Annotated in this window: 23 protein-coding genes and 1 pseudogene; 11 read left to right on the top strand and 13 right to left on the bottom strand. The window is 56.4% G+C overall.

Going from position 1 to position 21,688, the window contains the following annotated elements:
* A pseudogene (locus tag JJD74_RS29110) lies at positions 1-119 on the top strand (IS30 family transposase); the annotation flags it as partial.
* Between the two features lie 196 nt (positions 120-315).
* On the opposite strand, the gene JJD74_RS29115 reads toward JJD74_RS29110, so the two are convergent.
* Entirely contained in the window at positions 316-663 is a 348-nt protein-coding gene (locus JJD74_RS29115) for a hypothetical protein (RefSeq protein ID WP_042558946.1), read from the bottom strand.
* A 251-nt stretch (positions 664-914) separates the two neighbouring features.
* Here JJD74_RS29115 and JJD74_RS29120 point away from each other — a divergent pair, with 251 nt between their 5' ends.
* Positions 915-1,343 (top strand): hypothetical protein, encoded by a 429-nt coding sequence (locus JJD74_RS29120; RefSeq protein ID WP_234451916.1) that lies wholly within the window; start codon positions 915-917, stop codon positions 1,341-1,343.
* A 184-nt stretch (positions 1,344-1,527) separates the two neighbouring features.
* Here JJD74_RS29120 and JJD74_RS29125 read toward each other — a convergent pair whose 3' ends face one another.
* Entirely contained in the window at positions 1,528-2,445 is a 918-nt protein-coding gene (locus JJD74_RS29125) for a LysR substrate-binding domain-containing protein (protein WP_200617814.1), read from the bottom strand.
* Positions 2,446-2,899: 454 nt separating this feature from the next.
* Between JJD74_RS29125 and JJD74_RS29130 the strand changes: the two genes are divergently transcribed.
* Complete coding sequence (locus JJD74_RS29130; RefSeq protein ID WP_234451917.1) at positions 2,900-3,202, top strand: nuclear transport factor 2 family protein; 303 nt, start codon at positions 2,900-2,902, stop codon at positions 3,200-3,202.
* A complete protein-coding gene (locus JJD74_RS29135) occupies positions 3,196-3,972 on the top strand; it encodes an SDR family oxidoreductase (protein WP_115147939.1) in 777 nt (258 codons plus the stop codon). The genes JJD74_RS29130 and JJD74_RS29135 overlap by 7 nt, the downstream gene beginning before the upstream one ends.
* A 92-nt stretch (positions 3,973-4,064) precedes the next feature.
* Here the strand turns inward: JJD74_RS29135 and JJD74_RS29140 are convergent, their stop codons facing one another.
* Together JJD74_RS29140 and JJD74_RS31190 are read right to left on the bottom strand one after the other, a co-directional pair.
* The gene (locus JJD74_RS29140; protein ID WP_200617818.1) at positions 4,065-4,985 is read right to left on the bottom strand and encodes a universal stress protein; all 921 of its coding nucleotides are present in this window, start codon (positions 4,983-4,985) and stop codon (positions 4,065-4,067) included.
* Between the two features lie 77 nt (positions 4,986-5,062).
* A complete protein-coding gene (locus tag JJD74_RS31190; protein ID WP_258558328.1) occupies positions 5,063-5,185 on the bottom strand; it encodes a hypothetical protein in 123 nt (40 codons plus the stop codon).
* 364 nt (positions 5,186-5,549) lie between these two features.
* Here JJD74_RS31190 and fnr point away from each other — a divergent pair, with 364 nt between their 5' ends.
* From fnr to JJD74_RS29160, 4 genes are all read left to right on the top strand, one after another.
* Entirely contained in the window at positions 5,550-6,290 is a 741-nt protein-coding gene (gene fnr / locus JJD74_RS29145; RefSeq protein WP_200617820.1) for a fumarate/nitrate reduction transcriptional regulator Fnr, read from the top strand.
* Positions 6,291-6,800: 510 nt separating this feature from the next.
* Positions 6,801-8,141 carry a putrescine-ornithine antiporter gene (potE, locus tag JJD74_RS29150; protein WP_115147942.1) on the top strand — a complete coding sequence of 447 codons (1,341 nt, stop codon included), beginning with the start codon at positions 6,801-6,803 and terminating at the stop codon, positions 8,139-8,141.
* Positions 8,142-8,190: 49 nt separating this feature from the next.
* Positions 8,191-9,096 (top strand): amino acid ABC transporter substrate-binding protein, encoded by a 906-nt coding sequence (locus tag JJD74_RS29155; RefSeq protein ID WP_042558940.1) that lies wholly within the window; start codon positions 8,191-8,193, stop codon positions 9,094-9,096.
* A 235-nt stretch (positions 9,097-9,331) separates the two neighbouring features.
* Positions 9,332-9,895 (top strand): GNAT family N-acetyltransferase, encoded by a 564-nt coding sequence (locus JJD74_RS29160; RefSeq protein ID WP_042558939.1) that lies wholly within the window; start codon positions 9,332-9,334, stop codon positions 9,893-9,895.
* A 52-nt stretch (positions 9,896-9,947) separates the two neighbouring features.
* Here the strand turns inward: JJD74_RS29160 and JJD74_RS29165 are convergent, their stop codons facing one another.
* The 4 genes from JJD74_RS29165 to JJD74_RS29180 form a co-directional block, all read right to left on the bottom strand.
* A complete protein-coding gene (locus tag JJD74_RS29165) occupies positions 9,948-10,871 on the bottom strand; it encodes a universal stress protein (RefSeq protein WP_200617826.1) in 924 nt (307 codons plus the stop codon).
* Between the two features lie 129 nt (positions 10,872-11,000).
* Positions 11,001-12,242: an MgtC/SapB family protein gene (locus JJD74_RS29170; RefSeq protein ID WP_200617827.1), complete on the bottom strand. Its 1,242-nt coding sequence runs from the start codon at positions 12,240-12,242 to the stop codon at positions 11,001-11,003.
* A gap of 54 nt (positions 12,243-12,296) precedes the next feature.
* Positions 12,297-12,509 (bottom strand): hypothetical protein, encoded by a 213-nt coding sequence (locus JJD74_RS29175; protein WP_200617830.1) that lies wholly within the window; start codon positions 12,507-12,509, stop codon positions 12,297-12,299.
* Between the two features lie 35 nt (positions 12,510-12,544).
* The gene (locus JJD74_RS29180) at positions 12,545-13,618 is read right to left on the bottom strand and encodes an NAD(P)-dependent alcohol dehydrogenase (RefSeq protein ID WP_200617832.1); all 1,074 of its coding nucleotides are present in this window, start codon (positions 13,616-13,618) and stop codon (positions 12,545-12,547) included.
* Between the two features lie 278 nt (positions 13,619-13,896).
* Here JJD74_RS29180 and JJD74_RS29185 point away from each other — a divergent pair, with 278 nt between their 5' ends.
* Entirely contained in the window at positions 13,897-14,823 is a 927-nt protein-coding gene (locus JJD74_RS29185; RefSeq protein ID WP_200617842.1) for a universal stress protein, read from the top strand.
* Positions 14,824-14,884: 61 nt separating this feature from the next.
* Here JJD74_RS29185 and JJD74_RS29190 read toward each other — a convergent pair whose 3' ends face one another.
* Positions 14,885-16,081 carry an MFS transporter gene (locus tag JJD74_RS29190; protein WP_200617844.1) on the bottom strand — a complete coding sequence of 399 codons (1,197 nt, stop codon included), beginning with the start codon at positions 16,079-16,081 and terminating at the stop codon, positions 14,885-14,887.
* A 359-nt stretch (positions 16,082-16,440) separates the two neighbouring features.
* Here JJD74_RS29190 and JJD74_RS29195 point away from each other — a divergent pair, with 359 nt between their 5' ends.
* The gene (locus JJD74_RS29195; RefSeq protein WP_200617846.1) at positions 16,441-17,400 is read left to right on the top strand and encodes an EamA family transporter; all 960 of its coding nucleotides are present in this window, start codon (positions 16,441-16,443) and stop codon (positions 17,398-17,400) included.
* 81 nt (positions 17,401-17,481) lie between these two features.
* Here JJD74_RS29195 and JJD74_RS29200 read toward each other — a convergent pair whose 3' ends face one another.
* From JJD74_RS29200 to JJD74_RS29215, 4 genes are all read right to left on the bottom strand, one after another.
* A complete protein-coding gene (locus tag JJD74_RS29200; RefSeq protein WP_042558932.1) occupies positions 17,482-18,801 on the bottom strand; it encodes an ABC1 kinase family protein in 1,320 nt (439 codons plus the stop codon).
* The gene (locus tag JJD74_RS29205) at positions 18,798-19,262 is read right to left on the bottom strand and encodes a DUF3429 domain-containing protein (protein ID WP_200617848.1); all 465 of its coding nucleotides are present in this window, start codon (positions 19,260-19,262) and stop codon (positions 18,798-18,800) included. Before JJD74_RS29205 ends, JJD74_RS29200 begins: the two co-directional genes overlap by 4 nt.
* 384 nt (positions 19,263-19,646) lie before the next feature.
* On the bottom strand, positions 19,647-20,936 hold the full coding sequence (locus JJD74_RS29210; protein ID WP_200617850.1) for a sensor domain-containing diguanylate cyclase: 1,290 nt from the start codon (positions 20,934-20,936) through the stop codon (positions 19,647-19,649).
* 2 nt (positions 20,937-20,938) lie between these two features.
* The gene (locus tag JJD74_RS29215) at positions 20,939-21,298 is read right to left on the bottom strand and encodes a hypothetical protein (protein WP_200617852.1); all 360 of its coding nucleotides are present in this window, start codon (positions 21,296-21,298) and stop codon (positions 20,939-20,941) included.
* A gap of 142 nt (positions 21,299-21,440) precedes the next feature.
* On the opposite strand from JJD74_RS29215, the gene JJD74_RS29220 reads away from it, so the two are divergent.
* Positions 21,441-21,581: a hypothetical protein gene (locus tag JJD74_RS29220; RefSeq protein ID WP_200617854.1), complete on the top strand. Its 141-nt coding sequence runs from the start codon at positions 21,441-21,443 to the stop codon at positions 21,579-21,581.
* The last annotated feature ends 107 nt before the right edge of the window (positions 21,582-21,688 follow it).

Raw genomic sequence — 21,688 nt, forward strand, 5'->3', positions numbered from 1 at the left:
TGACCGTCGAAGCCGTCAATCGGACAGTAGCGAGGATCAATCTACGCCCGCGCAAGCGCTTGGGCTGGAAGACGCCGTACGAAGTGCATACAGGGGTGAGCGTTGCACTTATGTGTTGAATTCAGGACCTGTAAGCGTGCGGGCATCGTAGTGCGGTAAGTGCCCGATCCTCTCTATGAGAGCGCATCGGGGTGTGATCTGAGGCTAAGTCTCGGGCAGCGGATGAGCCAACCGGTCGCCTATTGGGCTACCCCTTCCGCCGAATGCCGGTTGAGCCCCGGCCAGATCACACCCCCATGCGAAAGAAGCTGAGGACTACTCCCGTTCCTTTGCATCTCGGTAATAGCTATCACATACGACTTCAAGTAAATCTTGGGTGGCCTCGGTCCGCATGCGCAGAACTGTATCCTCAAGTTCTGCTTTGTGTTTTGGCTGCGAGGAGAATGCCCTAATGTCGTTTGCTAATTGAGTCGACATATGTGGATGTAGCGATATGTATTGCTCTAAAGAAAGCTCCTTTTCAGGATGTTTCTGTGCGCAAACTTGGTAAAGAGCTGCACCACCGACGGCCATCTCATGTTCGCTGGCAGCATGTGCGGTCGACGCAAAAGTGCAGCCAATAAGCGCGGCGAACACACCAATACGAGCTTTATTCAACGGCATTTATAACTCCAGCTTTCATGTGATATGGCATCGTTGCCGACGCGAGCCTATCGGCCGCACCCTAGCAATTCTTTAGCTTCACCCCACTACCGACACCATCCTAATGCACTCCCATCCGCGCTCAACGGCAACCAGCGGAGCGGATGAGTACATCCTCGTTTCGTTGGCCATCGAAGACCAACGCCTCTAACTTGAGGTGACGCTACCGGCATGGTCAAATACGTAATGGCCCTTTGCTACGGTAATCTCAGTTGAAACAGAATCGCGGAATAATCATATTTTTCTCGGCAATGACTTTGCTCTTTATCTTGGTACAGGTATGGCATGCGAAGACCGCTCCGGAAGAGAAAATGCAGGAGCGGGAACGCCAGCTCAAAGGTCTCGCGCTCATCATGAGTGTTCAGTCTGGAAAAATATCTGATGAATCAACTCGCATCGATACGGTGACCTACAGCGATGAGGTCATGCGTATCTCTTACACACTTACAAAAGTATCGAAGGACGAAATCGATACCGATGAGTTCACCAAGGACACAAAAGCGCTCGCAGCTTCTGCATTCTGTAATGAAAAAGGTTTAGGACAATTCGTAAAAACGGGTCTTTCCATTAACCTTCTCTACCAGGATTCAACCGGCTCACCCATAGTCGAGTTTCAGATCGGCAAGTCCGACTGCCTCTGAAAGCTATCCGCTCAAGCCCGCCTCTCTCGCGGGCTTTTTTATCTGTGTCGTAGCCGCAATGAAGACGCGCAGCTACGCACATGGAAAGCATCTTTCGCAAACTGGAATGCTCCACCCGCGCAGCCGCCACTTTGAAGGGACTGACACTGGGATTGATTGCCTGAGCCAGGTCCGAAAGGCTTAATCATGCGACCCCGTCCTGATCGGCTTGACGGGCGCGTACCAACTCGATGAATGCCTTGGCTGCCGCAGATGGGTTGCGGCGGTTCGGGTAGTACAGACACAGTTTGTCCCTGGGCGGTGTCCATTCTTCGAGAACCTGCACGAACTGTCCGGCACGGATTTCGTGGTGAACGTCCTGCGCCATGAAAAAGCCGAGCCCCATGCCCTCCTGCACGGCCGCCTTGACCACACTGGGTTCATCCAGCGTAAGCGGCCCGCTTACATCGAGACGAGTCACTTCTGCGTCCCGCTCGAAATGCCACGGGAAAATCGCCCCATTGGGTAGTCGCACGCGGATGCATCGGTGCTGGAGCAGCTCGGATGGCGTTTGCGGTTTGCCGTGCTTTTCAAAGTACGCCTGCGAGCCGACCACGGCGTACCGTTGCGGCTGGCCGAGGGGGATCACGATCATGTCGTTCGGAACGAGACTTGCCGAGCGCACGCCGAAATCGAAGCAGTCCGCAACAATGTCCACCAGACGGCCTTCGGTGACGAGGTCGATGTGCACTTTCGAATGTTGCTGCAAGAACTCCATCACCAGGGGCATGAGCGCTGATCGGGCAGCGCTGGCAAACGCATTGATGCGCAGCGTGCCCGAGGGCCCGGCGTTATGCGATCGAACGGCATCGAGTGCGGCGCGCAAATCCTGCAAGGCGGGCCCCACCTGCTCGAGAAATATCCTCCCCGCTTCGGTAATGGCCACGCTACGGGTCGTGCGATTGAACAACCGCGATTCGAGGCGGGCTTCCAGTTGCGCAATGGTGTTGCTCAACGCGGTAGTGGAGACATGAAGATCGATCGCGGCTTTGCGAAACGACCCGCGACGTGCGACCGCTATAACCGCGTCCAGCTCGCTGAGGCCTAAACGCTCGTGTGACATGGATTGTCCTGAATATCGGGATGGGTCATACAGGTTTGTCCCAGTTGAACAAACTATCCGTCTGGCAGCAAGATCACTGCAGGTAATCCATCCAGGAGATCAGCGAATGAGCCTTCAGCCTGTCAGCAGTGTCGACACGTACTTTGACCTCATCAGCTCAAGCGATCTGGTTGCTACTGAATGCTCGGCCCCTCAAGCCTGTCATTCGTCGCTGAAGCTGGCTGTGCTCGGCGAGCACCGTTCGCACGCACATGGAAAGTATCTTCCGAAAGCTGGAGTGCTCGACCCAAGCGGCCGCCACCTTCAAGGCAGCGAAACTGGGGTTGATCTCCTGATCCTCGAGCTGAATGGATGCCTCATTGCATCAGGCACGCTTACAAACGCACCCAAGATCGCTTCATACAACCCGATTCAGGAGAACGACATGCCCCTTCAACTCCCCGACGCCGTGAAGATGTACTTTGCGGACAGTAACGATGGCGATGCAGCACAACTTGCGAGCTGCTTCAGCCCTGACGCCACGGTATGCGACGAGAGAAAAACATACGAAGGCATCGCTGCTATCACAGCCTGGCAACAAGATGCTCGCAAGGCCTTCGCGTATCAGGTCCACCCACTACAAGCCCTTCAAGAACAGAACAGACTCACGGTCATCGCGAACGTTGTCGGGAATTTTCCCGGTAGCCCGCTTCAACTGAGCTACGCCTTCACGCTGGAGGACGGTCGAATCCGTTCACTGGAGATCACGCCATGCTGACTTCAGGTTTGACTGGCAAGCGGGTCCTTGTCACCGGTGGCACCAAAGGCATCGGCAAGGCTGTCGTCGAGTTGCTAATGGCCGAGGGCGCGAAGGTCATCACTTCGGCCAGGCTGGTGGACGTGGAAATGCCGGGCGTAATTCTGATTGCGGCTGATCTTTCGACCCGGGAAGGTTGTGACGTGCTGATCGCAGCGGTCCAGGAACAGTTCGGCGGCGTAGACATCATGATCCATGTTCTGGGTGGTTCGTCGGCACCCGGCGGAGGTTTTGCTGCGCTGGACGAAGAGCACTGGCAACAAGAGCTCAGCCTGAACCTGTTGCCCGCGGTGCGCCTTGATCGAGCCCTGCTCCCGGGAATGCTGGCGCGCAAGGAAGGGGTTGTTATCCACGTCACCTCCATCCAGAGTCGGCTGCCACTGCCGGAATCTACAACAGCTTACGCGGCGGCCAAAGCCGCGCTTTCGACATACAGCAAAAGCCTGTCGAAAGAGGTTTCGCCCAAAGGCATTCGCGTAGTTCGGGTTTCGCCGGGCTGGGTTGAAACCGAAGCGTCGGTCGTATTTGCGGAGCGACTCGCGAAGGAAGCAGGTACTGACTATCAAGGGGGGAAAGACATCATCATGAAAGCTCTTGGAGGTATCCCGCTCGGACGCCCATCGACGCCTTCGGAAGTTGCTGACCTGATCTGTTTCCTGGCTTCACCGCGAGCGTCATCGATCACTGGAAGTGAATTCGTGATCGACGGCGGAACGCTACCAACGGTTTAGGCTACTGCTTGCAAGGAAGACGAACGAATAGTGACCCCGTCATCGTATTGCCGCTTTCGGCTGAAAGCGGTTGATGATGAACGGCTGGCCGATCAGGCTGCAGAAGGTAGCGGCCTGACCATCATCAAGCTGCACGGCGCGCGATTTATCAGGCATTGCGCCGTGCCGCCGATAAAATCGTCGAGGCCGTGATGGTAGGACGTACCCAGCACTATCAGGTCGAACGCGTTCTGTCGGGCAAACTGTTCGATCACCCGGTAAGGGATACCGGTCAGCAAGTGCCTGTGTTTTTCATCGACACCATAGCGCTCGGCCAGGGTATCGAACGCCTCTTGCTGAGTATCGGTGATCGCATCGCGCAGGCTGTGATCCAGACTCAGGTTCGGCACACTCATCGCGGCATCACCCACTACGGACCAATTGCTCACGTTCAACAGATGCAACGACGCTCCGCACTCTGATGCCAATGTCGATGCCAGGCCGAGTATCCGGTCGTTGAGCCCTTGGGTCAGGTCCTCAAGGTGGGAAAGGTCTACGGCCGCCAAAATCTTCAAAGGCTTCGGGTTCGCTGCATCGGTGACCAGGTGCAAACAGGCTGGGCAATCGCGCAGCAACATCCAGTCCAGTGGTTGATGGAATGCCCGATCAAGGGCCGGAACATGGTGGGCGTCCTTGATTACCAGATCGGCATGGAAGTCATTGACGTACTCAAGCACATGCGCCGGTGTGGACCTGGCCCAGACCACTTCGGTAGTGACTTGCTCGCCGCTGCCACGCTCGAATCGGGCTTGCTGTTCCAGCCAATGCCGATGCACCTGCAAATAACCTTCGCGTGCCTGCGACATGGCGTTGTGGTCAAACAGACCGGCAAGCGCCAAGGCCTGCACATAATCGAACGCCACGATGTGCAACAACGCACCGCTGGCCCGGGCCAATGCCTGGGCGCGGTCAAACGCCGGAGTGCGAGTCATTTCGGCGGGTGCGATCAATAGAATGCGTTTGAGCTTGAACATGAGGTACTTCTCCTGACGATGCTTCGCCGGCCTGATTGCCAGCCCGACATCCGTGTCCGGTTTGATGTAATCGCCGACTACTTGCGCGCTGCCTTTTCAGCCATCCGCTTGACGCGCTCATTGGCCTCGACGGCTGCACGCTCCGGTGGCTGTAGCCAACAGAGGATACTCAGCACGATGATGGACGAGCGCATGTTCATGATTTCCCCTTGGTGAATCACTGCTCTGCTAAATCGCTGAACTGAGTATCTGACGATGCCCGCTCCGGGCTCTGATTTTTGTCAACAAACGAGAGCATCGATGGGTAGCGGTGGTCGCTGCTGTGTTGATTCTTTACGAGTGTTCGTTACGCCTGAGCCACTGGCCGCCGAAATTGAAAAACGGGGCAACGATTGATTTACATCAAGTATCAACATCAACCTTGAAGCTCAATAAGGCGAAATTGCCAGCGCCTCGCTAATCCGGGCACTCCGCTCGTCTGCAATCACGGTGAAAGGCCAAATGAAAAGTACTCGCGCCGCTACGACGCCTATGCTTATCACGACCCTTGGAGGCGCCTTTCCCATGCTTGAAGCTCATTCTGCCCCGCCACTGCTCAAAGCTGCCTGTTCCAATTGCAGTGTGGTGGAGTTATGCCTGCCGATCGGCCTGACGGGTTCGGAGGTCGATCGACTCGATACACTGATCGTGCAGCGATACAAGGTGAAGAAAGGCACCGCTCTATACCGGGCAGGTGACCCGCTGCGCTCGCTGTACGCTGTGCGCATAGGTTCGTTCAAGACCAGCGTGCTGTCGGTCGATGGCCGAGAACAAGTGACGGGGTTTCATATACCCGGCGAAATGCTCGGCCTGGACGCCATCAGTGCCGATCAACATGCCTGCACTGCGTATGCCCTGGAAGACAGCGAAGTCTGCCCGATTCACTTCGCGCAACTGGAAAAAATGGCGCAAAGCCTTCCTTCCCTGCAGCACAATCTCAACAAACTGCTGAGCCGGGAAATCGTGCGCGACCACAGCATGTTGATGCTGATGGGCAACATGAACTCCGATGAGCGCCTGGCGGCATTCCTGCTCAACCTCTCGCAACGCCTAAGCGTGCGCGGCTATTCCTCCAAAGAGTTTGTGCTGAAAATGCGCCGTGAAGAGATCGGCTCCTACCTTGGGCTGCGTCTGGAGACCATCTGTCGCGGCATTGCCCACTTGCGCGATCAGGGACTGGTGGAAATCGCCGGTCGCGACGTGAACATCCAGAACATGGAAGGCCTCAAGCACATGGTGTCCGGCTGCAATCGCCAGAATCAATGACCCCGTCCGCAACGCAGATCGATAATGCGCGCCCGTCCCGGTTTTGTGCGCCCTCGGGCAAGCCGTTGCAAAGCGACGGGCGTCCTGTACCAATGGACTTGAAATAATCTGACTTTCTACGCGTTGAACATCCCGTGAGAAGACCAACACTGCGATTGCAGTGGCATCAATCAAAACAGGCAAGGGGGTTAAGTTTCAGAACTTAGCCCTGCTTTGCTTTGCCAACGCACTAGCCCTAGCACTAGGCGGTAGCGGGTTTATTACCGCGTTCGTTGAAGGGCTGCTACATGGCTTGAGTGCCAATTCTGATGGTTCACGGCTGGCAAATCGTATTGATTGATAATTATCAGAAATGCCCCCGTCTGCCGGTACTAGTGTTGTGAGGAGAGCGTGACTAAGCGTCTGTCCGAACAACTCTCATATAGCGAAGTTTGGGCAGGAGCATGAGCCTGCTTCGCAGTGCATTCGATGGTTGAGCGGTAATGCGTTTCGCAGATCGAGGGGATCCCGATGGCCGACTCAAGCAAGAAAATGAACCTCATGGGGCTCACCACACTGGTTGCGGTAAACATGATGGGCTCAGGCATCATTATGTTGCCGACGAGCATGGCCCAACTCGGGGCTGTTTCATTGTTGTCATGGATCGTCACCGCTGTTGGCTCCATGGCCATCGCGTATTGTTTTTCCCAATGTGGCATCTACTGTCTGCGCTCAGGTGGGTTATCCGCCTACACCGAAGAAGCGCACGCAAAATCAGGTTTTTTCCTGTGCTCTTATCTGTATTTCCTGTCGCTGGCCATCGCCAACGTGGCGGTAGCCATCTCCGCAGTGGGATACATGACATCGTTCATGCCTTGGCTGGGAAGCGGCGCCATTCCATTGTTCATCGGAACGGTCGGCTTACTCTGGTTAACCACCGTGGCTAATTTTGGCGGCCCTGGCATCACGGGCAAGATTGGTGCGGTTACTGTCTGGGGGGTGATCATCCCCGTGGCGGGCTTGAGCATCATCGGTTGGTTCTGGTTCAAAACCGATCTGATAGTCGCAGCCTGGAACCCGAACAACCTGCCGACATCCGAAGCGATCAGCAAAGCGATTCCTCTGACCCTCTGGGCCTTTCTCGGCATGGAGTCGGCTGCCCAGGCCTCTGACGCGGTGGAAAACCCCACGCGCACCGTGCCGCTGGCATGCCTGTTCGGCACACTGGGGGCAGCCGCAGTCTATGTGCTATCGACGACGGTCATTCAGGGCATCATTCCCAATGCCGAACTGGCCAACTCATCAGCCCCTTTCGCGCTCGTGTATGCGCATATGTTCAACCCCACGGTCGGCAACATCATCATGGCGCTCGCGGTGATGGCCTGTGTGGGATCACTGTTGGGCTGGCAGTTCACTCTGGCGCAAACCGCCAAGATGACGGCTGATCAGGGCATGTTCCCAAAACTGTTCAGTAAGGTCAGCGCACACAATGCCCCCGTCGTCGGGATGCTGGTCTGTGGCGTGCTGCAGACCTTGATGGCGCTGTCGACCATTTCGCCAAACGCGAGTGCACAGTTCGGAAAACTCGTTAGCCTCGCAGCGGTGACCAATCTGATCCCCTACGTGACGGCAGCAACCGGGCTGCTGGTCATGATGTACAAAGCCAAAGTCAGCGCAGGCGTATACACGCGCAACACTCTGCTGTTAGTGGTTGCAGTGGCCTATTCCTTGTATGCGCTGTATGCCTGCGGCAAAGACGCCGTGTTCGGCGGCATCCTTGTTCTGGTATTCGGCTACTTGCTCTACGGTTTCCTCGCTAAACGTTTTGTCGACGCCCCTGCGCCTGCTGGCACTCGGGCCGAAGACCCTTGATACAAGTCTTCAGTACGGCACAGATATCTGAATTCGAGGAAACCCTTCTATGAACGTAAAACTTGCCAAATCAAACAACCTGCTGCTCGTCTGCATACTGGCGCTGCTACCGATAATGGTCCATGGCAAGACGCTTGAGCGCATACGCGCGAGTCACGCTATCACTCTCGGCTACCTACCTGACTTCGTGCCTTTCAGTGATCAGGCAGCCGATAAAGCCAGCGGTTATGCCATCGATCTTTGTCTGAAAATAGCCGAGAAGGTCAAGACCGATTTGAATTTGCCTGAGTTGAAAATTCAATACCAACCTGTCTCACTCAAAGACGAGATGAATGACGTCAGTTCGGGGAAGATCGACATTCTTTGTACGCCGACCCCACCCACACTGGCACGGCGAAAGATCGTCAGCTACTCGGTGCCGATTTACACTGCCGGTCTCTCGGCAGTGGTCCGCCAGAATGCTTCCGAAGCGTTGCTCAATGTGCTGGGCGGCAAGGTGGCTCATACGGGACCAACGTGGCGAGCGACTGTGAACCTAGGTCTATCCAATCAGACGTATGTCGCCATCGCTGGCGGGGTCACCGAAACGTGGATACATCAGCAAATGCGATTGCTGGGTGTTGTAGCCACTTTGGTCACAGTAGAGAACGCAGATGCAGGTCTCAATCTGGTTGCCAATGGCAAAGCCGATGCGTTCTTCGCTGAACGCATGATGCTCGAGCATCTGCTAACCAGGAATTACCCTTCAGGAAACCTGGTACTGCTAGAGCGGATTTTTGAGTACGCACCGACTGCAATGGCAGTGGACCGGGAGGACGAAGATTTCCGTCTGCTGGTCGACACCGCGCTGAGCGAAATGTATCGATCCGGCGACATTGAACGGGCCTTCGAAAAATATCTGGGGGGAGCCGGTGATTCAGCCAAAAAGCTATTCAAGATCTATGCAATACCTTAGCGACGTGATGAAAACACGTTTGAGTGCTGATTCCAGCGCCATGGGCCGGCAGAGTCTAAGACTGCACCCGCCCCACCTGCCCTTCGTCGATTTACATCAAACCGATGCCAATGAAAAACCGCGATGGCCGGTGTCTGACTTAGATCAGATGCAGCCGCGGGCAACGGTGTAGAAGGAAGCCAAGCGGACGTTTTTTCACCGCGCGCCAGCCTTTCAACTGGATGGAGGATGACCCATGCTCACCGTTAAAGACCACAACGATCAGGCCGTAGCCGCCTATGCGGCGGTCTCCGGCCAATATTGGATTGAGGCGCTCAAGGACGGCCGCCATGTGTTGATCCGCCCGCTCTCGGAAAAGGATCGCGAGCGCGAATACAATTTCATCAAGCGCCTGTCTCCCGAATCCAGGCACATGCGCTTTCTTGCCCAGATCAGCGAGCCCGGCACCGCCCTGCTCGACCAGTTGATGGACACCGATAACAAACAGCGTACGGCCTTCATTGCACTGGTTCACGAGCACGGCAAGTTGATCGAAATCGGCATCAGCCGCTATGCCGCCACCGGCGAACATCAATGCGAATGTGCCGTGACGGTCGCCGATGAATGGCGGCACTTGGGCCTGGGCACATTGCTGATGGAGCACTTGATCAAGGCTGCCCGCCACAACGGTTTTCGCCAGATGTATTCGGTCGACGCCGCGAGTAACGCGTTGATGCGTGATCTGGCCAAAAGTCTAGGGTTTGAGACTCAGAATGATCCCGACGATCCGCACCAGGTCATTCATCGACTTCACCTGTAAAAAATCGCCTCGTGATGTGTCGGCCAACGGCTCATTACGGGGCGATCCCGCTTCAGGACTGCAAGGTGTGTTGCGGCTTGATCGCCAACACACTGCACGGAGCTCGATGCAGCAGCTGTTCGGCGGTGCTGCCTAACAACTTGCTCAAGCCGTGGTGCTGCACCGTTCCCATCACAATGACGTCAATCTGCTTCTTGTCGGCGAACTCGCAGATACTCGGCACCGGCGCGCCCTCGATGAAATGTCGGCATGGATCTGGTACGCCGTGACGCTCGGCCAGGGCCGCAAACGCCTCATGCTGAGCGCTACCCAGCGTTTCATGGATACCGGTGGCCAACGGCAATGCGCCGAACCCCATTTCCGTGGTGTAAACCGTCGTCCAGTCATACACATGCACCAGCTCAAGTCTGGCATCACATTGCTCAGCCAATCGGGTGGCTGCATCAAGGATCTGATCGTTGAACAGGCAATCCTGTTCTTCGCTGCGCAAGACATCGACGATGGCCAGTACATTACGCGGGCGTGGATGAGTGTCGTCAGTTACCAGGTGAACCGGCACTGGACAATCGCGTAACAGTTGCCAGTCCAGCGGGGTATAAAAAATTCGCTTCAACGCGGACTCGTGCTGGGCATCCTTGATGATCAATATCACCGGCATCTCATTGACGAACTGCAGGATCTCGGCAAAGGGATCCTGAACCCAGACCACCTCGGTGGTGACCTTGATGTGATGCCTTGCCAGCAATGACGCCTGCTCTGTGAGCCACTGACGATGGGTGCGCAAATAACCATCGCGGGCCAGGCGGATTTGCTCAGGGGCAAACAGGCCTGCCACCGCCAGTGCTTGCACATAGTCGAAGGCCACAATATGTAGCGGCACTTGCATGGCCTGGGCAAGCGCCGCCGCGCGCTCAAACGCCGGCGTGCGCTCCATGACGGGAGGAGCGATCAACAGTAAATGCTGAGTTGGCGACATTGGATACCTCGGCACGCGGCCAGCCATAAGGAATAGACCTTCAGCGTGAACGCTGCGGCCGCAAGCACTTTGATCTTTATCAGCAACTGCACGGATTTTGACGGCGCCGGGTTGTGAGTCAGCTTGCGATTAAATCAACACGTAGCCGGCCCACATCGCAAGCGTCAGCAATAGCTGGCCCGGAATCACATAGGCGGCGAAGCGTCTGCCGCCGCTGACCCAGGCCACTACACATTTACTCACCGAGTTACTGCTGACGGCAATCAGCGCGGGCGCGGCTATGGCGTCATATGGCAGCTGCCCCGCCTTGGCAAGATTCGCCACGGAGGCCGTGGCGGAATGCGCATCGGCAAAACCTGTCAGGGTCGCCGTGAGCATCATTCCCGCTTGGCCAAAGTTGTTGAGCATTACCGATGACAGCAGCGTGATGCCGGTCAGGGTCAGCGTCACGATTATTGCGAGTTTGAGATTGAAGGCGCCGGAGGTCTTGATCGGCTCGCTGCGGGTACCCCGTGTCGGGTCGGGAAACATCAGGCAGGCGCCATAAGAGGCTGTCGCTACCAAGCCGAAACCCAAAGGCGCCCACACGTCGCGCAGCAAGTCCGGATCAACCATGGCGAAGATCAGGCCGACCTGAACCACCGTGGCAAGATTGGACAGAATGGCGGCCGCGCTGAGGATCCTGATGTTGTCCGGTTCATGAACGACTCGCTGGCCCATGGTGGCGATCGTTACGGTACTCGAAGCGAACCCCGACGCGATTGCGCTGATCACGTAGCCATAGCGGGTGCCCAGCATACGCACGGCGATATGACCGGTCGCGCCGACCAGCATCAGCAACACCGTCAGCGTACAAATAGTGCGTGGATTGATCGCGGCGTAGGGTCCCATGTACCGATCCGGCACCAATGGCAACACGACCAGCGCCGCGATCAGCAAGATCAGGCCGTCGCGCATTTCAGCTTCGGTCAATTGGCTGTTGGCAAAATGATGCAGCGTCTGGCGATACGCCAATAAACCCGCGATGACCACGCCAAGGGCAATTGCCAGCGCCGGCGCAGTCGTACACAACGCGCCCAAAAGCAACACCGTGATTAATGCCACCTCGCTGGTTACCCCGGGATCGTCGCTGAGGCTGCGCCAATACGCGACGCTGATCAGCAACGTCACACAGGCAGCGATGATCCCCAACAGCAGGCCGCCGCCGACTTGCAGCGCGACATAGCCCAACAAAGCGGTAATGGCGAACGTGCGCAGGCCGGCGCAGTGTCGCGCATCGCCAGTGCCCTTGTGCCGTTCACGCTCAAGGCCGATGAGCATGCCGATCCCCAACGCCGCCGCGGCACCGGAAAGATCGAAAACTTCGTTCATGATGGGTAACGCCGCGCAGGGTTTGCGAACTGCCCTGCACGCAGCTCAGAGCGATCATTCAACGCTGGCACCCATCCGGCGAGCCACATTCGGCCTCGTTGGCGTCTGAGCACAAGCGTTTGGCCAGACATGAGGTGCATTGATGCGGGCCTGAAGCACATCGACAAAATCCTGCGCAGTCTTGACGCTCCTGAAGTTCACATCCCAGCCATCCAGGTGCACGACCCAGACATGGGGTGCCTGTCTTTCGGTGATCTCGATGTTCATGAAAACCTCGACTTCTGCGGCACATCCATATGCTTTCAAGGAGTGATTGCCACCTTCATAACGCCGTCGCGTTGATGCGCGAACAGTTCATAGGCGGCTTCGATATCGTCCAGTTTGAATCGGTGAGTCACCAGCGGCGAGAGATCTACCGCACCGCTCTGCACCACGCCCATCAAGCGACGCATGCGTTCCTTACCGCCCGGGCACAGGGTGGAGACGATGCTGTAATCGCCCAGGCCCGCGGCAAACGCGCCGAGCGGGATACGCAAATCGCTGGAATACACACCGAGGCTGGATAGGCGCCCACCGGGGCGCAGGACTCGCAATGCCGACTCGAAAGTGCCTTGAGTGCCCAGCGCTTCGATGGACACATCGACGCCACGGCCATCGGTCAGCGCCATAATCTGCTCCACCACGTCACCGTCATTGAAGTTGACGATATCGGTCGCGCCCAACTGGCGGGCCACACTCATTCGTTCAGGCACTGCGTCCACACCGATTACGCGGGTGGCGCCTTTCAGGCGAGCCCCGGCCACGGCACACAGGCCGATGGGCCCCAAGGCGAAAACGGCGACCGTGTCACCAATAGCGATCTCGCCGCGTTCTGCGCCGGAAAACCCGGTAGACATGATATCCGGGCACATCAGCACCTGTTCGTCGCTCAGTCCATCGGGAATCGGGCACAGGTTGGCCAGCGCATCCGGTACCAGCACGTACTCGGCCTGGCAGCCGTCGAGGGTATTGCCGAACTTCCAGCCGCCGACGGCCTTGAAGCCATGCCGGGTCTCGGGGCCATCCTGCGAGCCGCAGCCACACAGGCAGGCATAACTTTGCCCGCTGGGGGTGATGGCGCCGGCAATCACCCGCTGCCCTTCGACAAATCCGCGGACTTGCGAACCCAGTCGTTCAATGACGCCGACCGGCTCGTGGCCGATGGTCAGCCCTATGGCCACTGGGTACTCGCCGCGCAGGATATGCACATCGGTGCCGCAAATGGTCGTGGTAGTGATGCGGATCAAGGCATCCAGTGGCCCTACTTCGGGGATCGGCTTGTCGTCGAGCACGATGCGGTTCTTTTCAACGAAGATCGCGGCTTTCATGGTGGCCATGGTGACTTCTCCCTGCGCCAGTGGCGCGTTTGAGTTCAGCACTCGACCCGAGCTTGCGCCGCGCCGTCAGACCGGAGGTTGATAATGGTCAACAATCGGTGGATGAGCCGGAATGCCCGACCGCGCATCCGCTGGTGTGATTGATCAGCCAGGCATTTGACAAATATCAAGCGCCCCGCCGCCGTCCGCGCCAGGATCGGTACATGTCGCTGCCGTTGCTCCTGAACGTTTGAGTTTGTGAGCGCATTACTGCTGTGATTACCCACGGGAGTTTTGTCATGTCTGATCAAGCACGCTTCATGCTCGTCGCCTCGCCGCTGATGAAGAACAGCCCTGCGTTCGACCGCGCCGCCGCACTGGCTAAAGCCTCGGATGCCGCACTGCACATCGTGGCGTTCGATTATCTGGAGGGTCTGGCGACCGCCGGGATGGTCAACGAACAAGCCCTGGAACAAATGCGCCTGGGCTACGTCGAGCGCCATCACCAATGGCTCGAAGACCAGGCCCGGCCACTGCGCAAAATCGGTGTGCACGTCACCACTGAAGTGGTGTGGGTTGAACGGCCCTTGCAGGAAATCCTCATCCACCTGCGGGAACAGCCGATGGCTGCGCTGATCAAAGCACTGGAGCATGAATCGCTGCTATCACGCCTTATGTTCACGCCGCTGGACATCCACCTGCTGCGTGAATGCCCGGTACCGCTGCATTTTGTCAGTCACGTACAACATGCCCTGCCGCGTCGGATCGTTGCCGCCGTCGATCCCTTCCATCGCGATGGCCAGTACGAGGGACTCAACGACCGGATCCTCAGCGAAGCAGCAAGGCTGGCGAGTACCTGCAACGCCGAACTTGACGTGATCTATGCCCATGACCTGTCGTCCCTCAGCGCCGCCGAATTCGGCTTTGATAACGCGTCGGCGTTCTTTTCCTCCAGCGCCGCCAAGAGGCTGTTTGACGCCCAAGGCGAAGCCTTCCAGGCGCTGGCTGCGCGCAACAATATCCCCGCAGAAAACCAGCACATGATTATGGGAGATCCAGCCAAGGTGCTTTCCAGCTACGCCGATGCGTACGACGTCGATGTGATCGTAATGGGCCGTGTTGCCCATCGAGGGATAGGCCGACTGATCGGCAGTACGGTGGAGCATCTGTTGTACAAAATGCCTTGCAGCGTGTGGGTGGTGGCGCCAAAAACCCTTTCCCTCTGAAGAGTGCCATCAGGCTGCCGCTCCACTTCTCGGGGGGGCCGATGATGTGCGCATGAGTATGTCAAGCCGTCACGTTCGATTCGGCAAGATGAACTTCAGTGGCACTGCGACCCGCCAGCCAGGCGAACATGGACGCAGCAACCAACACGGCCGCACTGAGCTCGAAGGTGGCTTTATAACCGCTCAGATCAAACGCCAGCCCGCCAACGATCGCCCCTCCTGCGATAGCCAGTTGGACGATGGCCACCAGCATACCCCCGCCGGTTTCCGCATCATCGGGAAGCGTTTGCGCCAGCCATGTCCACCATCCAACGGGAGCGGCCGTAGCGACCAGCCCCCAGAGACCGAGCAACACCGCGGTCAGCCACGGCGACGCGCCGAAGTTCACTAAAGCCAGCGCGATGGCAGCCATGATCAGAGGGATAACCGTCAGCGTGCGGTAGAGGCTATTGCGGATGAATTTTTCGATCAGAAAGGTTCCGATCAAACCTGAAAGCCCCAACCCCAGCAGCATGAAAGACAATGTCGAGACGCTGACACCGGTCACCCCCTCAAGAAACGGGCGCAGGTAAGTGAACAGCATGAACTGCCCCATGAAAAATACGCTGACGGCGACCATTCCCAATGCGACCGGCAACTGCTTCATCAGTCGCAGGGCGTTGCCGCTGCCTGTCGGGCGCTCGGTCTTGAAGGACGGCAGACTGATCATCAGCCACACGGCCGCCAGTGCGGCGACAGGAACAACACAGAAAAACGCACCACGCCAGCCGATCAGCGAACCCAGGAAGGCGCCTGCTGGGGCGGCGATTACTGTAGCGAGCGCGTTGCCACCGTTGACGATGGCCAGCGCACGGGAAACCTGATCTGCCGGCACCAGACGCATCGCAGTTGCCGCCGACAATGACCAGAAGCCGCCGATGGCGATGCCGATCAAGGCACGCCCAGCCATGAATGACGGGTAGCCCGGCGCCAGCGCGACGATCGTGCCGGACACGATCATCAGCAAGGTGAGGCACAGCAGCAACTTCTTGCGTTCGACGCGAGCGGCGATCGATGCAATGACCAGGCTTGTGATCAATGCAAAGGCACCGGACACGGAAATACCCTGCCCTGCCTGGCCTTCGCTGATGTGCAGGTCTGCCGCAATAGGCGTCAGCAGGCTGACGGGCATGAATTCTGAAGAGACCAACGCGAATGCGGCCAACGACATGGCCAGCACCGCGCTCCAGCCGCGTTTTTCTGTAGAAGGGAAAGTCATGGGAATTACCTGTGGTGCCAGAAGCGTGTTGATGTAATGCGCAGGGGTTCAAGCGGTTTGTCGCCGGCGTGAGCACTCCCCTGTAACAGATCGACACATTGTCCCGGTCAATCGGCTCGGGCCCTAGTGCATTCCTCTTGAATGCTTGCCTATTCCTGTGAGGATGCAGGGGGGGGCAGCAGCGAACCTCCACCAGCATTTGCGCCATTCCACCGGCATGAGCCTCAGTAGCAAAGTGGTTCGGACGCCGCACGCCTTGCCCGACCTATCCGATTGCGGTACAAAACGAGCAGTTGTACGACAACATAACAATAACCCGCACGCCATCCCGAATGGCCGAGCACTGTTCGAGATCTGCCATGCCCCGCTCTACCCTTGCGCAAACAGCTCCGACACCCTTCCCCCGCCATCTGGCCGTGATCATTCTTCTGTGCATGGGCTGTGCTTTCGCCGGCAACCATGTGGCGGCACGAGTCGCTTTTGATGATGGCGCGGGGGTGTTGCTGGCGATCTTGCTGCGCTCGGGCGGGACTTTACTGGTGCTCGCCATCCTGGTGCTGTGGCAACGGCAAAGCCTGCGTCTGCCGGCAGGTGCCTGGCGCTGGCAGTTACTGCTGGGTCTGCTGATTACCGCGCAAAGCCTGTGTCTGTACTCCGCCGTCGCTCGGATCCCGGTGGCGCTGGCGCTGCTGGTGGCCAACGTGTTTCCCATTCTGCTGGCGTTGCTCACCTGGGCGATGGGCGGCCCGAGACCGACCGCACGCACCGCAGCGCTGATGGGTTTGATTCTGGTGGGGCTGGTGTTTGTGCTGGACGTGCCCGGACGTCTTTCGTCGACGACCGGCGTCGGCCCGGAATGGTGGCTGGGCGTCACGCTGGCATTCTGCGCCGCCAGCGTGTTCGCCTGCGCGCTGTGGATCACCGACCACAAGTTGTCTCAGGTACGCGGCTCGGCGCGCAGTCTGTTGACCATTTTTATCGTTTTCAGCAGCATAAATCTGGCAGGACTGACGGGCGCCTTCCCAAGCGGACTGAACCTGCCCGCGACCTCCACCGGATGGCTGGCCCTTGCCACGCTGGTGGTGCTCTATGGCACCGGTTTCATCGTCCTGTTCATTTCCGTGCCTCGGCTGGACATGCCACGCAATGCGCCGGTCATGAACATCGAACCGTTGGCGACGTTGTTGATGGGGTGGATTGTGCTGGACCAAATGCTCAGCACAGGGCAGGTTCTGGGCGGGGTGATTGTGGTCACCGGCATCGTATTGCTGACGTATCGCAAATCAACTATCAAGGCTGAAGCCAAAGCTGTCGTGTGAGAATTGCTCGACAGCGAAGCGATGTGCAACTGAAGTGGCCAGACGTAAGCCCTGCCGGGATATTTTTCGTTCGGGAATCGCTCAAACCACGTAAGGCTCGAACAGGCATCGAACATCCACCCTCGCCTTTAGCTTCGAGGCCAACAAGTACAACCCACCTACTTTGCGATGCAGAAACAGAACATCCACCGGTGGCGTGTGCCAGAAGTCACGATCGGCACCCAGTTGCCACCCTGCATCGCGCAAGCGTCCTGCGAGGTCGGACATCGCAAAGTCATAGGCACCTTGATACCGCAGTGGCTCGCAGGCCTGGGCGACGAGGTCGGTCAGCAATAACCGATGCCTGGTCAGGGTTTCATGCTGAAAGTAACCCACTTCCAGCGCCGCCTCGGTGATGGCGGCGCGGTCTTCATGCAGGCCTGCAACTAGCAGTTTGCGAAATGCCTCGGTGCTGTTGCGGCTATAAAGGCGCGTGGCACCGAAGTCGAGCAATACGATCTTCCCGGTGTCTTGCTGATAAAGGTAATTGGCAAAATTGGGGTCGGTCTGGACGCACTGAAACTCAAACACCTCGCGCAGAAGCAGGCCGAACAGCAATGTCACGATCCGGTCGCGCTCTGCCTGTGGCGCGTGCTCAAGGCTTTCCAATGCGGCGCCGTCGGCGAAGGACATCACCAGAATGTTCGGCTTACTGAACTCGGCATACCCACGAGGAACCAGAAAGTCCGGACTGTCGGCTAACAGTTCATGAAAGCGCTGTAAGTGCTGAGCTTCTTTCAGGTAGTCGGCTTCATTTTGCAGTTGGGACTTGGCCTCCTGGAGCAGTGCTGTGACGTCCATGCCGGGTGGCAGCAGCCCGGACATGCGCAGCAAAGTAGCGACGTTATCTACATCGCTGGAAATACTTTCGCGCACACCCGGATATTGCACCTTGATCGCCAGACGTTGCCCGTCTTTGCCTTTCGCAGCATGAACCTGGCCGATGGATGCCGCCGCCAAAGGCGTGAAGGAAAACCGTTCGAAGCGTCCTTCCCAGCCCTTGCCCCAGCTTTCGTCAAGGACTGCTACCAACTGGCTCATGGGCATCGGATGCGCGTCGGAACGCAGACGAGAAAGTATGTCGCTCAGCTCGCTCGGTAACAAATCACCCGCATCCATTGATAACAACTGCCCAACCTTCATGGCCGCACCACGCAATTGCGACAGTTGCTCGGCCACCCGTTGCGCATTACCCGGGGTCAACAGCAGATCACTGAACGCCGGACGTTTACCTTGAGCCAACTGCCGTACACCTTCGGCCAGCATGCCGCCCGCCACACCGGAGGCCAAACTGCCAAAACGCAATAGCCGCGACAAGCGACTGCCCGGCACTGCAGACGATTCGGGCCGGCGCGGTTTCACGAAAAAATGACTACGGCGATTGCGCCAATAAGCAGGCAAACGCTAGCCACCGCTGTCAGGCGAAATCGCATCGGCAGGTACCAGACGTCTAGGTTCACAGCCCGGACCAACTGCCGGTCTTGCCAGTAGTGGACGACAAATCCGACGATCAACAGCAAGCAACCCACTGGCACCGGTAGCAACGTGCTGAGCCAAGCGATAAGCGCCGGGATGACGCTCCATATAAGCCGGTCGCGGCGCAATTCGGCACTCATGTTTTGCACTGACATGGCGAAGCCCCAGTGCAACGCGCCGACGAAGCTCAGGATGACCGCGCCATAGTTGACCAGCGCCACCGCCAAAAACGGCCGATATTCCACAGACGTGAGGATGAGTAGCGCAAGACCAACAAACGGCAGCAAACCACCGTAGCCCAGCAGGACAATATGCCTTGGCGGCGAGATCGAAGACGACACGTTCATTTCAACTGCTTCCACTGCTCGATATACAAGACTGTAGACCCAAAAGCCCTGGCCTGATGCCAATGCTTTTGACCTGAACACTGGGTCAGACTCCTTTCCATAAAGAACCGGCCGTTTGGGTCTTTTTCTGCCCTTGGTGACGGGTAGTAGTCGGCCAATAGCTGTCCTTCGCGGAGGGCAGCTAACGGCCAGCCAATCAAGTTACTCAAATTAAATTCATTGCCTAAAAAATTCACATCGACAAACGGCTTGAACTTGCGGCTTCAGACAAGGCGTCAGCCTGATGCTCGCGTTTTTTCCAGTATCGGGAATAGCAGGCACATATCCTCGATATCTTCAGCAATGGCTTTTCGACCTATCGCTTGTTGACCCACGAGATGCCAATTAGCAGTCATCAATATCAACTATACAGTTTCTACCCCTGGATTTTGCTTGGTAGAGCGCGCGATCTGCTGAGACCAACAACTGTTTCAGAGTGGATCGCGATTGACTCAACGAAGCGCAACCGATACTGACTGTGATTTTGATTTCATCATCACCAGCCTCCACACTAGATGCTTCAATGCTGCTCCTCAATCGCTCAGCAATCGCTGAGGTTTCGGCGCTATTGCTCTTTGGCAACAAAACCACAAATTCTTCGCCTCCAAACCTGGCTATGGTATCTCCGGGCCGAAGAACTCCCTCGGCAATCTTGACTATAGACTTAAGTACTTCGTCCCCAATGGGATGCCCCCAAGTATCATTAACATGCTTGAAGTGATCGGCGTCTAGCATGATTATCGATATTGAGTGCTCGTATCGACTTGCCCGAGCCAACTCTTTCTCTGCCAGGTTGAAAAAATGAGCGCGATTAGCTGCGCCTGTAAGGTGGTCTTTAGTGAGCAAATTGGCCAGATTGTCACTCGACACCTTTCGCTCAGTGATATCTCGAAATACAACAGTATACCCAGAGAACTCATCACTTTCGTCGCGCAAAACAGCGATCATTGTTTGAGCGAAAAAATTAACTCCTGACTTGTGCTGACAAAGATAGTCTCGTGAATGCCAACCTTCTTCACGTGCAAATATGAGCTGCTCCTTCAAAACATCAACTTCCATATCAGACAAACTATAGAAACGCCCCAACGTTTCACCAATAGCCTCGGACTCCGCGTAACCTGTTAAACGCTCTGCCGACGGACTCCAGCTATTAATCACACCCTGTTTATCCAAACCGAGGACGGCGAAATCGTTAACAATCGTATAAATGGCGTCGAGCCACGAGTCTGTCTGCTTGAGTCTCCTTTCAGTTGCAACCTGGGAAGAAATATCAGTCAGAACTGTTATCAGAACCTCGTCATTGACCTTAACAATTGTACATGCGAGAACAATGCCTCCGTCGGCTGCGGACGATACATGGATTCTATGATTTTCGCATATTGACCCGCATGACTCTCTAAAACTCGATACAAGGTTACGTAAATCAGGCGCCGCGCAAGCAAGTGTTTCAAACAGATTTTCAAGGCCAGTAGACTTCACCAATGGCATCAACAATTGCGTTGCCTTGGGATTAAGCATATCAATTTTCCCGATGAGATCGGTTCTTACCAGTCCTACTGGCGATAGATACATGAATGAAACCAACGCTTCGTAATCTGACTCGATTGAGTCATTGGCCAGCTCTATGCTACTCATTTTTATGCCCATTCAACCAGTAGGAAGCGGGTATTATTATCAGTATTTTTAAGCAGTCTTAATCTTACCGGGATGGGCCGCATTCTAAGTGCTAGAACGTAAGAAATGATCACATCTAACTCAGGCTCATTCTCGAATCTTTGAGCAACCAATGCGTTATTCAAACAGGGGGCTATTTCCAAAAATAAATTCTTACCTAAAACACGCGCCTGTCGCAAGGCCGCACTTTTAGCTTCAAAAGTATTGTAGATTACCACTTCTGAAGCTTCGTCAAAGCCAATTACCCCGAAGTCCAGAGCATCTAGCTGATCAGGCGCGGCCAACAATGTTTGTATCGATGTTTCTTCGAACGTAAGATTCATTTCCCTACTCACTCGCAAAGTACAATATTATTTTGTAAAGACCCAATGGGCTGTACTTATCCTGCCATATCGCAATAACGCGCCTCCACCCTTAGCATTCAACTATAAAGTAAGGATGAATACCTTCCATTTTAAGGATCACATGACACTCGTCGCAGTGATCAAGGTTATTCTCAAAGAGCATCGGCTTCACCACGCGACTGTGAAATCCAGCTTTTCTATTGCCATGTATCAGGAGCCACCAGAGCCATTGATTGAAATGCAGGGCGGCGGCAAAAACTGAGTGCAACACCTGACCTTTCCGGTACGGTGCTGCCCCTATGTCTTATACCGAACTCAGCGTTGAAGAGCGCGCCACCATTCAAATCGGTCGTACCCAAGGCTTCAGCC

It is taken from the genome of Pseudomonas sp. MF6776, assembly GCF_016613125.1.
In the GTDB taxonomy this organism is placed as follows: Bacteria; Pseudomonadota; Gammaproteobacteria; order Pseudomonadales; family Pseudomonadaceae; genus Aquipseudomonas; species Aquipseudomonas iridis.

Bases quoted from the DNA above. Each gene is read 5' to 3' on its own strand.
- JJD74_RS29205 (WP_200617848.1), bottom strand. From the start codon at position 19,262: ATGAACGTGTCGTCTTCGATCTCGCCGCCAAGGCATATTGTCCTGCTG.
- JJD74_RS29190 (WP_200617844.1), bottom strand. From the start codon at position 16,081: ATGACTTTCCCTTCTACAGAAAAACGCGGCTGGAGCGCGGTGCTGGCC.
- JJD74_RS29220 (WP_200617854.1), top strand. From the start codon at position 21,441: ATGACACTCGTCGCAGTGATCAAGGTTATTCTCAAAGAGCATCGGCTT.
- JJD74_RS29175 (WP_200617830.1), bottom strand. From the start codon at position 12,509: ATGAACATCGAGATCACCGAAAGACAGGCACCCCATGTCTGGGTCGTG.
- potE (WP_115147942.1), top strand. From the start codon at position 6,801: ATGGCCGACTCAAGCAAGAAAATGAACCTCATGGGGCTCACCACACTG.
- fnr (WP_200617820.1), top strand. From the start codon at position 5,550: ATGCTTGAAGCTCATTCTGCCCCGCCACTGCTCAAAGCTGCCTGTTCC.
- JJD74_RS29135 (WP_115147939.1), top strand. From the start codon at position 3,196: ATGCTGACTTCAGGTTTGACTGGCAAGCGGGTCCTTGTCACCGGTGGC.
- JJD74_RS29165 (WP_200617826.1), bottom strand. From the start codon at position 10,871: ATGTCGCCAACTCAGCATTTACTGTTGATCGCTCCTCCCGTCATGGAG.
- JJD74_RS29215 (WP_200617852.1), bottom strand. From the start codon at position 21,298: ATGAATCTTACGTTCGAAGAAACATCGATACAAACATTGTTGGCCGCG.
- JJD74_RS29130 (WP_234451917.1), top strand. From the start codon at position 2,900: ATGTACTTTGCGGACAGTAACGATGGCGATGCAGCACAACTTGCGAGC.
- JJD74_RS29155 (WP_042558940.1), top strand. From the start codon at position 8,191: ATGAACGTAAAACTTGCCAAATCAAACAACCTGCTGCTCGTCTGCATA.
- JJD74_RS31190 (WP_258558328.1), bottom strand. From the start codon at position 5,185: ATGAACATGCGCTCGTCCATCATCGTGCTGAGTATCCTCTGTTGGCTA.
- JJD74_RS29180 (WP_200617832.1), bottom strand. From the start codon at position 13,618: ATGGCCACCATGAAAGCCGCGATCTTCGTTGAAAAGAACCGCATCGTG.
- JJD74_RS29195 (WP_200617846.1), top strand. From the start codon at position 16,441: ATGCCCCGCTCTACCCTTGCGCAAACAGCTCCGACACCCTTCCCCCGC.
- JJD74_RS29185 (WP_200617842.1), top strand. From the start codon at position 13,897: ATGTCTGATCAAGCACGCTTCATGCTCGTCGCCTCGCCGCTGATGAAG.
- JJD74_RS29125 (WP_200617814.1), bottom strand. From the start codon at position 2,445: ATGTCACACGAGCGTTTAGGCCTCAGCGAGCTGGACGCGGTTATAGCG.
- JJD74_RS29140 (WP_200617818.1), bottom strand. From the start codon at position 4,985: ATGTTCAAGCTCAAACGCATTCTATTGATCGCACCCGCCGAAATGACT.
- JJD74_RS29115 (WP_042558946.1), bottom strand. From the start codon at position 663: ATGCCGTTGAATAAAGCTCGTATTGGTGTGTTCGCCGCGCTTATTGGC.
- JJD74_RS29210 (WP_200617850.1), bottom strand. From the start codon at position 20,936: ATGAGTAGCATAGAGCTGGCCAATGACTCAATCGAGTCAGATTACGAA.
- JJD74_RS29160 (WP_042558939.1), top strand. From the start codon at position 9,332: ATGCTCACCGTTAAAGACCACAACGATCAGGCCGTAGCCGCCTATGCG.
- JJD74_RS29170 (WP_200617827.1), bottom strand. From the start codon at position 12,242: ATGAACGAAGTTTTCGATCTTTCCGGTGCCGCGGCGGCGTTGGGGATC.